The sequence below is a fragment of the Providencia sp. PROV119 genome (assembly GCF_028482435.1).
Taxonomy (GTDB): domain Bacteria; phylum Pseudomonadota; class Gammaproteobacteria; order Enterobacterales; family Enterobacteriaceae; genus Providencia; species Providencia stuartii.
In genome coordinates, this window is sequence record NZ_JAMPQL010000002.1 from 193,765 (window position 1) to 206,988 (window position 13,224).

11 protein-coding genes are annotated in these 13,224 nt (G+C 41.0%); 4 read left to right on the forward strand and 7 right to left on the reverse strand.

What is annotated here, in order from left to right:
• Window positions 1-50: 50 nt before the first annotated feature.
• Window positions 51-1,976: an ATP-dependent DNA helicase gene (locus tag PSF11_RS03210; protein ID WP_036940136.1), complete on the reverse strand. Its 1,926-nt coding sequence runs from the start codon at window positions 1,974-1,976 to the stop codon at window positions 51-53.
• A gap of 162 nt (window positions 1,977-2,138) precedes the next feature.
• On the opposite strand from PSF11_RS03210, the gene PSF11_RS03215 reads away from it, so the two are divergent.
• Window positions 2,139-2,486, forward strand: coding sequence for a RidA family protein (locus PSF11_RS03215; protein ID WP_014658300.1), 348 nt, complete (start codon window positions 2,139-2,141; stop codon window positions 2,484-2,486).
• A 65-nt stretch (window positions 2,487-2,551) separates the two neighbouring features.
• Here PSF11_RS03215 and mdtI read toward each other — a convergent pair whose 3' ends face one another.
• Together mdtI and mdtJ are read right to left on the reverse strand one after the other, a co-directional pair.
• A complete protein-coding gene (mdtI, locus tag PSF11_RS03220) occupies window positions 2,552-2,884 on the reverse strand; it encodes a multidrug/spermidine efflux SMR transporter subunit MdtI (RefSeq protein WP_004919498.1) in 333 nt (110 codons plus the stop codon).
• A gap of 2 nt (window positions 2,885-2,886) precedes the next feature.
• Window positions 2,887-3,315 (reverse strand): multidrug/spermidine efflux SMR transporter subunit MdtJ, encoded by a 429-nt coding sequence (mdtJ, locus tag PSF11_RS03225; protein ID WP_004919496.1) that lies wholly within the window; start codon window positions 3,313-3,315, stop codon window positions 2,887-2,889.
• Window positions 3,316-3,948: 633 nt separating this feature from the next.
• On the opposite strand from mdtJ, the gene pdxK reads away from it, so the two are divergent.
• Window positions 3,949-4,797 carry a pyridoxine/pyridoxal/pyridoxamine kinase gene (gene pdxK, locus PSF11_RS03230; protein ID WP_004919494.1) on the forward strand — a complete coding sequence of 283 codons (849 nt, stop codon included), beginning with the start codon at window positions 3,949-3,951 and terminating at the stop codon, window positions 4,795-4,797.
• 79 nt (window positions 4,798-4,876) lie between these two features.
• Here the strand turns inward: pdxK and zwf are convergent, their stop codons facing one another.
• Window positions 4,877-6,352 (reverse strand): glucose-6-phosphate dehydrogenase, encoded by a 1,476-nt coding sequence (zwf, locus tag PSF11_RS03235; protein WP_004919491.1) that lies wholly within the window; start codon window positions 6,350-6,352, stop codon window positions 4,877-4,879.
• 407 nt (window positions 6,353-6,759) lie between these two features.
• On the opposite strand from zwf, the gene PSF11_RS03240 reads away from it, so the two are divergent.
• Window positions 6,760-7,605 (forward strand): MurR/RpiR family transcriptional regulator, encoded by an 846-nt coding sequence (locus PSF11_RS03240; RefSeq protein WP_072502242.1) that lies wholly within the window; start codon window positions 6,760-6,762, stop codon window positions 7,603-7,605.
• Window positions 7,606-7,868: 263 nt separating this feature from the next.
• Window positions 7,869-9,311 (forward strand): pyruvate kinase, encoded by a 1,443-nt coding sequence (pyk, locus tag PSF11_RS03245; protein ID WP_004919488.1) that lies wholly within the window; start codon window positions 7,869-7,871, stop codon window positions 9,309-9,311.
• A 64-nt stretch (window positions 9,312-9,375) separates the two neighbouring features.
• Here pyk and PSF11_RS03250 read toward each other — a convergent pair whose 3' ends face one another.
• The 3 genes from PSF11_RS03250 to PSF11_RS03260 form a co-directional block, all read right to left on the reverse strand.
• A complete protein-coding gene (locus tag PSF11_RS03250) occupies window positions 9,376-9,606 on the reverse strand; it encodes a DUF7832 domain-containing protein (protein ID WP_036943896.1) in 231 nt (76 codons plus the stop codon).
• Window positions 9,607-9,704: 98 nt separating this feature from the next.
• Window positions 9,705-10,724 carry a fimbrial protein gene (locus tag PSF11_RS03255; protein WP_014658298.1) on the reverse strand — a complete coding sequence of 340 codons (1,020 nt, stop codon included), beginning with the start codon at window positions 10,722-10,724 and terminating at the stop codon, window positions 9,705-9,707.
• Window positions 10,725-10,732: 8 nt separating this feature from the next.
• Window positions 10,733-13,222, reverse strand: a complete 2,490-nt coding sequence (locus PSF11_RS03260; protein WP_040133097.1) for a fimbria/pilus outer membrane usher protein — start codon at window positions 13,220-13,222, stop codon at window positions 10,733-10,735.
• Window positions 13,223-13,224: the final 2 nt, after the last annotated feature.

A 13,224-nucleotide genomic window follows, 5' to 3' on the forward strand; every position in this document is an offset into this window, starting at 1 on the left:
TAGCATAAACTCAAAATGAAATAGCAGAAAAAACCGCTTATGACCTTGGTTTAATTGCTATTATTATGTTCTATTCGTTTTTTCTCAAGAAACTCAATTGCTTTAGATAAACTGCGAGTTCTTGGTGACGGCGGTAAACTATTCAAAAAAACCTTACCATATGGACGTGTTACTAAACGGTTATCGCAAATCACAATAACGCCGTAATCACTGGTATCACGGATCAAACGCCCAACACCTTGCTTTAAGGTGATCACCGCATCAGGAATTTGAACATCCGCAAATGGGTCACCGCCTCTTAATTGGCAATCCTCAATACGCGCCCGTAATAATGGGTCATCAGGGGCTGTAAACGGTAATTTGTCGATAATCACACATGTCAGTTCATCCCCTCTGACATCTACCCCTTCCCAAAAGCTACTCGTTGCAACAAGCACTGCATTTCCCGCCGCAATAAATTGGGCAAGTAACTTATTTTTACTGCTTTCGCCTTGCATAAGCACAGGTAACACGAGTGTTGTTCTCAGCTCTTCGGCTAATTCACGCATCATCATATGTGATGTACACAAGAAAAAGCAGCGCCCTTGGTTTTTTATAATCAGTGGTCGCAACATATTCGCAAGTTTTTGTGCCACCCCTTTTTGGTTTGTTTCCGGTAAAAAACGTGGCACACAGAGTAAAGTTTGGCTTTGATAATCAAAAGGGCTCGCCAATAGCAAGGTTTTCGCTGACGTTAAACCCAATCTATCGGTAAAGTAATTGAGTTGTTCATTAACGGATAACGTTGCCGATGTGAATACCCAACTTGCTGGCGTACTGGAGATCATTTCACTGAATTTTTCCGCAACCGTCAGTGGTGTTATCGCTAATAAAAAATGCCGGCCATAGCTTTCAAACCAATAGCTATAACCTGGAATTGTGACATCTTTTAGCCGATTCAAACGATTACGGTAGAGAGTCACCCGTTCAAAAACGGAATCTAATGTTTGCGAACGCCCTAATGATGTCTTGATTACTTCATAACATAACTCGAGAGAATCATCGAGTAATGTCAACGCGCGCTGCACCACAGGGCTTTTCAATAGATCACGCAAGTTACCACGAAAGCTGCTCTCACCTAAATTTAAGCGAAAATCCAATGTGCTTTGGGTTAGCCTATCTGCACTTTTTTGTAGCTGAACCAGATCTTTTAGCTCTGTGCGATAGGCCATAACCATATCACGTGCGAGATCAAGAAGCTGGCGGCTACTGAGTTGTTGACCGAAATATTGGCTAGCAATATCGGGGATTTGATGCGCTTCATCAAAAATCATCACATCAGCTTGTGGCATTAACTCCCCAAACCCCGTATCTTTAACAACACGATCAGCCATAAAGAGATGATGGTTAACAACGATAATGTCAGCATCTAATGCTTTGCGGCGCGCTTTTAATACAAAGCATTCTTGATAACGAGGGCAATCACTGCCGAGACAGTTGTCATTAGTGCTGGTGACTAATGGCCAAACGGCATGATCTTCCGCGATATCGTGACAAGTGCTGATATCCCCAGACTCCGATTCAATGGACCAGTTGCGTAAGCGGACAACGGCAGACAATATTTCTGGCTCAAGGCTACCCCCGCCTAATGACTGCTGATCTAAACGCTCTAAGCAAAGATAATTTGAGCGGCCTTTTAATAACGCTGTCCGCCCATTAAATTTCATCGCGTCTATAATCGTGGGTAAGTCACGGTGATAAAGCTGATCTTGTAACGCTTTCGATCCAGTCGAAACAATCACTTTTTTACCCGAACGTAAGGCGGGCACCAAATAAGCGTATGTTTTGCCTGTTCCTGTTCCCGCTTCAGCCACTAGTACATGCTGTTTTTCAATTGCCTCCGTGACAGCATGTGACATTTTGACTTGGGCTGCTCGTGGTTGAAAACCTGGGATTGTTCTCGCCAAAAAGCCATTAGAAGAAAAATCGTCGTGCACCGCAAACCCATTTATTGTTCTCTTTGAAGGCGTCTACTTTATCATGTCTTGATGTTGCCTGCTGAGCTAAATCATCCAATCGTCATAGAAAGGATTTTTCATCAATAAAGCAAGCTGTTATCCTTAAAAAGACTCACTAATGAAATGAACTAAGGAATAATGATGACGATTGAAAGAATTGACCCTGACAAACGTTGGTCTGAAGCGGTTATTCACAACAATGTTGTCTACTACACCAGTGTACCGGATAACTTAGATGCTGATATTATTGCTCAAACAGCTAATACCCTTTCAGCGATTGATATTCTTTTACAACGCGTGGGTTCTGACAAAAGTAAAATCCTTGATGCAACGATTTTCCTTGCTGACAAAGCCGATTTTGCGGGAATGAATCAAGCATGGGATGCTTGGGTTGTTGAAGGCAGCGCACCGGTTCGTTGTACTGTACAAGCGGCGCTGATGAAACCGGAATATAAAGTCGAAATCAAAATTGTTGCCGCTATTGAATAACGACACCTAGCAAACGATTTATCATAAAAAAATAGAGCGCCAATCATCAATTGGCGCTCTATTTTTTAAGACATCTTAATAAGCACCATCCCCAACAATAACAGGACGATACCACCCCAACCTTTATAATTTAGCCGCTGATTGAAAAGGATCCACCCCGCGGCTACCGTCGCAATAATACCAAAAGCGCCCCACAACGCATAAGCAATCGACAATTCGATACCTTTGACTGCTTGAGCCAACGAGCTAAATGCGCCTAATACTGCCACTAAAGATAAAATGCCTAACCAGTAACGTTTAAAGCCGTTCGACATTTTTAAGAGGATGTTTGCAAGAATTTCCAGTACCACAGCAAGAACTAAAAATGCGCCGTGCCACCATTCAAATTGGACGTCCATAATCAGGCCTCCGTTTTAGCACGTTCTTGTGCCAAACCACCTGATTTAACCGCAGAGACCGCACGCCCCGCCGCTTCTTTCACTTTTTGAGCAGACTGAGTGACGGTCGATTTTTTAGTACCTGATTTAATTAATCCAATTCCTGCGATTAACAATACTAAGCCACCAATTTTCATAGGGGAAAGCGACTCGCCAAACCACAACACACTAAACGTCGTGATAAATAGAATACCGATCCCTTCCCATAAGGCGTATGCAACCCCAAGGGCAACTTTTTTCACAGCAACAGCTAGCAAAATGTAAGAAGATGCAATCATGACATACATTACTGCCATCCCAGTAAAATCACCACTCACGCTGGCGTGTTTCATCGATAATGTACCGATCACTTCGGTAATGATAGCTAATGCTAAAAATATCCAATATATCATTATATAATCTCTCTATGGATAATCGCACGACTGCTTATTATTCATACAGAAATAGCAAACTTTTCGGCTAAGAAAAATTTTGTGCAATTATAAAAAACAAATAAATATCAAAGTGATGCTGATTTTATTCAGCAAAATGAATAATAGAGAGAGACGCTATAATGCACCGCACCAGTGGTGTTCACTGGAAAGGATCGCTGAAAGGAAAAGCCGATGGGTAGTTCTTCTTTGGGACTTACTGATTTTAATGCTATTCACGCTAAGCATGATATCTCATTCATTTCATCGGATGGACATCCATCCAAGTTACTCCGAACCCTCATATAATTGTTGATTACAGGTTATTTTTATCATGCCAAAAATATTAAGTCAATGAATATAAAAAGCTTTTTTAAATGAATATTTCTTGCATAATTATGCAAGAAATAATCAACTAACCTTGACCTATTCTCAAGTGAAACGAATAATCAACCACAAACTTCTCACTAGATAACCATACTTTTTATTGAAAAAAATAAATTTTTCATTGTTTTCTTTTATTACGTAGTCCTATCCATTGTTTATGATTGACTTCAACGGCAAACAGGCATCTTATATTAGCTAACTGCTTAATTTTGGCCGAAAGAGAGATAAATGGACACCTTTAACCTCACCTCTAACAGTTTTCAAAACGATGCAAATGCCACGCCGCTGCCTTATGATGTCATCTCCATCCAGTCGCAAGTTATTTACGGCAGTGTCGGTAACAGTATTGCGGTTCCGGCACTGATGAAGCAAGGGCTAAGGGTCGCTGCTGTACCGACAGTGATTTTAAGCAATACCCCCCATTATGTGACATGTCACGGCGGCGAATTACCGGGTGAATGGTTTCGAGGCTATCTGTCTGGATTAGTTGAGCGCGATTGCCTTGGCAGTGTACGTGCGATCCTAACGGGATATTTAGGCTCTAGAGATAAAGCCCATGATCTTGCACAATGGTTATCAAGTGTACGTCAGTCATACCCTTCTATACCTGTCATTGTCGATCCTGTTATGGGGGATGAAGATAGCGGTTTTTATATTCCCCCAGAAATTGCCGATGTGTATCGCGATGAAGTATTGCCGCTTGCAACAGGTATCATCCCCAATAAATTTGAACTCGCGACACTAAGTGGTCAACAGATAAAGACCCTTGATGATGCAACTCAAGCTGCTCGTTCATTACTAAAAGGCCATACACAATGGGTGATCATTACCAGTGCATTCCAACCCGATGATGAAAGTATTGAGGTCGTGTGTGTCACCAAACAGGATGTCGCGGTTATTCGCCATAAACGTTACCCTGTCACGCCAAAAGGCACCGGCGATCTATTTGGTGCAGAGTTAACAGCTCAATTACTCGCGGGGCTGTCTGTTCCCGATGCGGCTAAAATGGCTTGTTTACGGATAGAGCAAGGTATTATTCATATGGCGGCGACAGGAAGAAGTGAGTTAGTGCTGTAAGATGCTCTCGCACCATGGATAAAAATAAGGCCAGCTTCCTTCTAGAGCAAGCTGGCCTACGAGATAAATCAACTATAGTTTATTCAAATTCGTTCCAAGAACGCCCATCACGAGTGATCATCGCAACCGATGCGATAGGCCCCCAAGTACCCGCTTGGTATGGTTTAGGGGCTTCATTATCCATAGCCCACGCATCCATAATGGAATCAACAAACTTCCAAGCCTCTTCAACCTCATCACGGCGTACGAACAGCGCTTGAATACCGCGCATTGCTTCAAGCAATAAGCGCTCATAAGCATCCGCAAGGTGTGTTTGATTAAAGGTTTCTGAGAAACTCAAGTCCAGCTTAGTGGTTTGCAAGCGATGTTTGTGATCAAGGCCCGGTGCCTTATTCATGATCTCAATATCAATCCCTTCATCCGGTTGCAGACGAATAGTGAGCTTGTTTTGCGGTAATTCCTGATAACTTTCAGAGAAAATATTCAGTGCTGGCTTTTTAAAATAAACAACAACTTCAGAGCACTTAGCAGGTAAACGCTTACCTGTGCGTAAATAAAAAGGTACTCCCGCCCAGCGCCAATCATCGATGTCAACGCGTAGCGCAACAAAGGTTTCTGTCATACTTTGTTTATTAGCGCCTTCTTCTTCAAGATAACCGGGGACCTTATTACCTTGAACAAAGCCCGCAGTATACTGCCCGCGAACCGCTTTTTCTCTGACATTAGTGTGGTCAATTCGACGTAATGAACGTAACACTTTCACTTTTTCATCACGGATCCGGTCAGTGGTGAGATCAGCAGGTGGCGACATCGCGATCATGGTGAGAATTTGTAATAGGTGGTTTTGCACCATATCGCGCATTTGACCTGCCTGATCAAAATACCCCCAGCGCCCTTCTATACCCACTTCTTCTGCAACGGTGATCTGCACATGGTCAATGGTGCGATTATCCCAGTTGTTGATAAATAATGAGTTAGCAAAACGTAGAGCCAGCAGGTTAAGTACCGTTTCTTTACCGAGGTAATGGTCGATACGATAGACCTGACTTTCATCAAAATATTTCGCTACTTCATTGTTGATTTCTTGAGAAGACGCTAAATCTGTACCTAACGGTTTTTCCATCACAACACGGTTAGGCTGTTTATTTAAACCTGCATGTCCAAGTCCATGGCAAACTGCCCCAAAAGTGCTCGGCGGCATAGCAAAATAGTGGATAGCGGGATGGCAGTCTTGCTTCAACATTTGTGCCAAGCTATCGAAATTTTCGGTTTGATTAACATCCAAATTGCAGAAATCTAAACGCGCACTGAGCCTCTCCCAAAGTACTGGGTCGAGATCTTCTTTTAAAAATTCGCTGAACGCCTTTTCAACAAACTCAACATAATCGCTCTGGCTCCACTGCGCACGCCCTACACCGATGATACGGGTGTCTGGGTGAATGTAGCCTGCTTTCTCCAACTGATAAAGGGATGGAAGCAACTTACGACGAGCGAGGTCTCCTTTGGTGCCGAAAATAATCAAGTCACAGGCTTGAGCAGCATTATTTACCGCCATATTGGTTCTCCTCAATTTGCGGAATTTATTGTAATTTTGTTACAAAATTAGCCAGATGTTCCGCTAATGTACCCTTTTGAGGGTATTCAGTAAATATTGATGATACAGATCACAGTTTTTATGCTGAAAAAAGCAGCAAACCTAAACCATGTCATGTTAACTGAATGGTGACAGCATTTGTAATAAAATGACAAAACAGCTAACGAACTTACTGATATGAAAATTAGATACAGCTCATAGTTTTGTAAAAAATTACATCACAAACGCCTCTCATTCAGATAGGTTAGCCATTACCCATAGTATATTCCTTTTATATACACACTGCCTTCAAAACGATATTAATAAAATACAGCGTATCTTTATGGCAGAAAAATTTCTCCTTTTGATGAAATAGGCACTTTCGTTATATGAATATTTTAGAACAAATGAAGAACAGCCTCGATTATTTAAGTAAATCAGAAAAGAAAGTTGCCGAAGTGATTTTAGGTATGCCACAGCGAGCTATTCATCTTAGCATTGCGAGCCTTGCTCAACTTGCTGATGTGAGTGAACCCACCGTTAACCGGTTTTGCCGTAAAATGGATACCAAAGGGTTTCCTGACTTTAAACTTCGATTGGCGCAAAACCTCGCTAACGGCACCCCTTACGTGAACCGAAATATTGAAGAGAATGATACGGTTAACACCTATACCCATAAAATTTTCGAATCAGCAATGGCGGGTTTAGATAATGTCAAACATACTTTAGACATTGCGGCCGTTAATCGTGCGGTTGACCTTCTCACTCAAGCAAGAAAAATCAGCTTTTTTGGCTTTGGCGCATCGGCGGCTGTAGCACATGATGCGATGAATAAATTTTTCCGTTTTAATATTCCCGTCATTTATTTCGATGATATTGTCATGCAACGAATGAGTTGTATAAATAGTACTGAGGGGGATGTTATCGTTTTAATCTCGCATACAGGAAGAACGAAAGCCTTAGTTGATATGGCTCGCCTAGCCCGTGATAACGATGCCACTGTGATTGCCATCACCTCAGAAAACTCTCCATTGTCTCAAGTCGCTACCCTTTCAATTATTATTGATGTACCAGAGGATACCGACGTCTATATGCCAATGGTCTCAAGACTTGCTCAACTCACAGTGATCGATGTCCTCACAACGGGTTTTACCTTAAGAAGAGGTGAAAAATTTAGAGATAACTTGAAACGGGTCAAAGAAGCATTACGTGATTCGCGGTTTGATAGTGTGTAAACGTTAAAAAGTATTCTTTTCTTGCTGTGGGCTTTAATAGTTTTACAGACCTGATAGCATAAACGAATTAGCAGTATATAATAGCTGTGCTCGTGTCAGCATGACGACTTGTCGTAAAAAGGTCTCGAAAATACGCTAAATGATTCAAGTTTTATGTCGACATAATATGATAGGGGCTTACGCCACGAGCACTACATACCGCTTGAAGTATGAAAAGATTTCACTCAATAAATCAACACCATTACAGGTCAACGGAGTAATACATGACTAGACGGCTTAGAAGAACTAAAATTGTTACTACCCTAGGTCCAGCTACCGATCGTGATAATAACCTTGAAAAGATTATTAACGCCGGCGCCAACGTTGTACGCCTAAACTTCTCTCACGGAACTCCAGAAGACCATATTCTTCGTGCTAACAAAGTGCGTGAAATCGCAGCTCGTTTAGGTCGCCATGTTGCGATCCTTGGCGATTTACAAGGCCCTAAAATACGTGTTTCTACGTTTAAAGATGGCAAAGTATTCTTAAATGTTGGTGATAAATTTATCCTTGATGCCACTCTCGGCAAAGGTGAAGGTGACCAACAAAAAGTGGGTATTGATTATAAAGGTTTACCTGCTGATGTTGTACCTGGTGACATTTTATTGCTTGATGATGGTCGTGTACAACTGAAAGTCCGTGAAGTCCAAGGCTTACAAGTTTTCACTGAAGTAACCGTTGGCGGTCAACTCTCCAATAATAAAGGCATCAACAAACTTGGTGGTGGTTTATCGGCTGAAGCACTAACCGATAAAGACAAAGAAGATATCATCACCGCCGCTAAAATCGGTGTCGATTACCTTGCCGTTTCCTTCCCTCGTTCAGGCGAAGATTTAAATTATGCGCGCCGTTTGGCTCGTGATGCAGGCTGTGAATGCCAAATCGTCGCGAAAGTAGAGCGCGCTGAAGCTGTGGCAACCGATGAAATTATGGATGAAGTTATCCTTGCATCAGATGTTGTCATGGTTGCTCGCGGTGATTTAGGCGTTGAAATCGGTGACCCAGAATTAGTTGCGGTACAAAAGAAACTGATCCGCCGTTCACGTCAGCTCAACCGAGTAGTGATCACCGCAACTCAAATGATGGAGTCAATGATCACAAATCCAATGCCGACTCGTGCTGAAGTGATGGATGTCGCTAACGCCGTTCTAGATGGTACAGACGCCGTTATGCTATCAGCAGAAACCGCTGCGGGGCAATACCCAGCTGAAACCGTTGCTGCCATGGCACAAGTCTGTTTAGGGGCTGAAAAAATGCCTGGACTGAATGTCTCCAAGCACCGCTTAGATGCCGAGTTTGATTCACCTGAAGAAGCTATCGCGATGTCAACGATGTACGCTGCTAACCACCTGAAAGGGGTCAAAGCCATTATCGCGATGACTGAATCAGGCCGTACTGCTCGTATGATGTCACGTATCAGTTCTGGCTTACCTATTTTCGCTATGTCGCGCCATGAAAAAACACTCAATCAGTCTTCACTGTACCGTGGTGTTACACCTGTTTTCTGTAGCACTCACACCGATGGTATTGCGGCTGCGAATGAAGCTATCACACGCCTACGTGATAATGGTTATTTAATGACTGGAGATCTCGTTCTCGTTACTCAAGGTGACTTGATGGGCACAATTGGTAGTACGAATACTTGCCGTATTTTGGAAGTCGAATAAATCAATATTGGTGTAAAGGGAGCATTTGCTCCCTTTTTCAATCGATATAGATAATGCTGTATGCTTATTTAGAGTGAGTCATTTTCCAATTATTAAATACAGCAGCAATCACCGAAGCTATTTTGTCATAGTTTTCCCAAGAATTTTCAACATGGTATACTGATGGCAATGCTTGTGCTAAAACACGATGATAGTCATCAAAATAGCTCCCATTCTCTGTTGAATAATAAAATTCAGTAAATGCCAATCCATTCGGTCCAATGCCACCAAGTTCTCCTACGTTCGTCTTTGGCATCACTAAAATAAAAATAAGCACAACATTGTAATAAATATTGTGCTCATCATAATTTATATTGAATAGTTACCGTTTAATCTGTCCGATTTTTCTGGGAATCAATGATATTGCAAATTAAACTGTAACGTTCCATTAGCTTGGCCAGCTTGTGTATCATTCGAAGTTTGAATATACGCTGCTTGTAATGGAATACTATAATTTTCCGACGATACATTTTTTTCTTCGATCGTCATCATTTGATTTATTTTAATGGGGTCATTTTTATACTTAACTTGTATACCATACCCTTTCGCAGTATTGACGTCTGTTGGATTATTTAATGCGATTGTTCCGGGTGTCATACTATTATTGACAGGTGTTCCAGTAAAGGTGATTTTTATGGGTGACACGGGGTCACAACTAAGGTTGATTTGAAAATCTTTCACGCTATTTGGGCTAACACTCCCTACCCCTGAAAAACTCGATTTATCAATCTTATTAAAAGGCACAAGAATATTTTTATTCAGCACTTCACAACCTGTCGAAATAATATTAACCGGCCCTATACTAACCTTAGGCTCCATATTACCGTAGCTATCCGATGTTTGAAATCCATTATTATAAATAATTAACATCGCCGCTCGGCTAGCAGGTAGTACTTGCGTTTTTACGTTATCTTTGAGCTTATAAAAAACAAGTTTTAAAGAAACGGTATACACACCTGAACTCTGGGTAGTGCTACAGATCATCCTATTCGCATTATTTCCATCAATGGTATTAATTCCATCAACATAAGCACTACCTGTGCAAGGTGTTGACACTGTCCCATGTAGCGCATAGCCCACACCAGAATTATTAATTTCTTTAATATATCTGTTATTATAATATTGTTTACTGCCATACGTTTCAGGTAAATAAATTCCCACTTGAACTTCGTCTGTTATGTTACTCCAACTCCAAGCGGTATAGCTTCCTAAATCAATAGTTCCGACTTCTGATCCAATTGGTGCTGTTCTTGAAACATAAATAGGTTCATTCACTGTATGAGATAATTCATTAAATAATGCTCTAAATTCGGCTAAAGCGGATTGTGAAAATAGAAGCGTCGAAATACCCCCAATTAAAAATAATTTATTCATGTCTGCTCCTATTGGCAAATTCGCTCAATAAATTGAATTTTGTCGTTACTTAAATCAAGCTGAAGTGGCAGTTCACACTGCTGATCCGCATGACTTCCCCATTTGACAACAATACGACTCTGTTCAGGTACACCACTTAAATAGACTTCACCATCATTAGCGACAATACCTGTTGTAACTTCTTCTTTATCAACTAAAACAGACACTTGTGCTCCAAATGGAATGAGTTGATCATGGTGAGTTAATTTAAGCATGACTCTCGCACCACGTTTACCTTTAAAGTCGGCTAATACGATAGCACCACGAGTTGGTACAACTGTTGTCGTGCTTAACCCAACATCGTTATTTCCTGTTAATGTTGAAGGGTCAACGCTGATCTTATTCCTTTCATAACGTGTAGCACTCGGTACAACAGCATATCCCCAAGAGTTAGTATAAAGCGACTGCGCATTATTGACCTTCAGGTCATTAATATCATTGGCTTTGACTAAAACCGCAGAGTCATAAATCGCTCGAGCTGGGGTGATACCACCAGAGTGTAATAGTAACGCGCCAGTTGCCCCGATATTAGCGGACTGATAACGTGGATCATAACTATAGCCCCCGTTATACTCTCCTGATGAAACAATATAATTACCACTCACCGAACCGCTATTTTCATGTCGGCTATGGTTATAGTTTTGCGTGATATCAAATTGCAAATTGTTATCTTCTAAACGTGTACCACTCACACTGACCGAACTAATCGAATCACCATTCTGGCTAGTATTGTAACGATAATTGACCCAGTTATTTTTTTGTCCAAGCGTAAATGGAACACTAAAATTGATAGATAACATTTCGTTTTTACTATTAGTATGTTCCTGCTTAGTATAAGAGTAAGAAATACCATAGTTTATTTGTCGATAATTAGAGTTAAAGCCTACGGTTAAATTTTTATCGACGCCGCTTCTATCCCAATAATATTGTTGATAACCATTAATGGATAAATAACCAATATCTTTTAATGACTGAGAAATAGAAGCTTGGAACTGCTGTTTCTTTCTTCCGCTCTCATAAGGGTCATTATTTGATGCAGAAAAATCGTAATATTCTTTTGTCGAATAGCGATAAGATGCAAGAGAAAATGACGTACCTGTTCCTGGCATATATTTCGAATATTGCACTCGATAGGACTGACCTTGCGCATTCGTTTTATCAAGTAGTTCTGTTTTAGATTGAGTCACATCGGCTGAAATTGCCCCAATACTCCCCAAGTTGATCCCTGTCCCTGCGGTATAAGCTTGGTAGTCCTTTGATAAAATAAAACCACCATAAACCGACAAGTTATAAGGCAAACCATAAATAGCAGAGGCTTGCGCAAAATTAGGTTTCCGAAGCGCGTTATCAACATTGTATTTACCAATATCAATGCTGTATTTTAATGATCCCGCTCGCTGCATCATAGGAACGGCAGAAAAAGGTTGAATAAACGAACGGATCGTTCCATTTGCTTCTTCTATTTGTACATCCAAATCACCACTATATGACGTAGGATAAAGGTCATTTATTTCAAACTCGCCGGGTGGTACTGTCGTTTGATAAATCACGCTACCATTTTGGCGGATCGTCACAACAGCATTCGTTTGAGCAATGCCTTTAACTACCGGCGCAAACCCACGTTGACTTTGCGGTAACATACTTTCATCGGAGGCTAGCTTTACGCCTCGATAAGGGTTACTTTCCATAACACCGTTATCCGATGCTGTTTCACCAATCGTTAAGTGACTTTTTAATGGACGAATATCCCTTTCCACATAAGTTTGTAGATTATTCCAATCCGTTTTCCCTGAAGTCCGGCTATAAGTACTGTGGTTTCTCAATCGCCACACATCAAAATTAATACCGCTGCGTAAGCCAATAAATGTGTTATTGGTATCGTCACGATCTTTATACCAATTTTGGCTGTGCCGGATATTATAATTTACGAAGGCGGCATTAATACCATCATCCCACTCTTTAGGATCAACGTAACCGCGGCTATAATTATCTAACCCTATTTGAGGGATACTGATATTAAGGCGGCCATTCCCAAAGTCATATTTATAGAACGCACCGGGTATAGTCGCTGCGATATCAGTGATTGCTTGATCATCTTTTGCATCGCTAAAAGCTTGGCTCGCGGTATTTTTAACCCCCCAGCTTAATAGCATCTTCTTTGCTATTTCAGGAACAAGCTTTTTATTTTGCTTATCAAAGATAAAGCGTAAATTTTGTTCATCAACAAATTTGTTATTAATATAAATAGCGACATGATAAGTTCCGGGTAGCTGCCCTCCCGAATATGACAGATAATCTAAATTATTTACATCCGCAACGTGGCTTTCAATCCCTGTATTGATTGCATTAATGTCAAAAACATCATCTGCTTTAGTATTGTTAGAATATAATATAATACTGACTGCAATAAAAACTTTTGAGTGGTATAAACTTTTATTTTTAAAACATGAGGCAGACATTT

Excerpts from the sequence above, each read along its gene's own strand:
- pdxK (WP_004919494.1), top strand. The coding sequence starts at position 3,949 with ATGGACACCTTTAACCTCACCTCTAACAGTTTTCAAAACGATGCAAAT.
- PSF11_RS03260 (WP_040133097.1), bottom strand. The coding sequence starts at position 13,222 with ATGTCTGCCTCATGTTTTAAAAATAAAAGTTTATACCACTCAAAAGTT.
- pyk (WP_004919488.1), top strand. The coding sequence starts at position 7,869 with ATGACTAGACGGCTTAGAAGAACTAAAATTGTTACTACCCTAGGTCCA.
- zwf (WP_004919491.1), bottom strand. The coding sequence starts at position 6,352 with ATGGCGGTAAATAATGCTGCTCAAGCCTGTGACTTGATTATTTTCGGC.
- PSF11_RS03250 (WP_036943896.1), bottom strand. The coding sequence starts at position 9,606 with ATGCCAAAGACGAACGTAGGAGAACTTGGTGGCATTGGACCGAATGGA.
- mdtJ (WP_004919496.1), bottom strand. The coding sequence starts at position 3,315 with ATGATATATTGGATATTTTTAGCATTAGCTATCATTACCGAAGTGATC.
- PSF11_RS03215 (WP_014658300.1), top strand. The coding sequence starts at position 2,139 with ATGACGATTGAAAGAATTGACCCTGACAAACGTTGGTCTGAAGCGGTT.
- PSF11_RS03255 (WP_014658298.1), bottom strand. The coding sequence starts at position 10,724 with ATGAATAAATTATTTTTAATTGGGGGTATTTCGACGCTTCTATTTTCA.
- PSF11_RS03240 (WP_072502242.1), top strand. The coding sequence starts at position 6,760 with ATGAATATTTTAGAACAAATGAAGAACAGCCTCGATTATTTAAGTAAA.
- mdtI (WP_004919498.1), bottom strand. The coding sequence starts at position 2,884 with ATGGACGTCCAATTTGAATGGTGGCACGGCGCATTTTTAGTTCTTGCT.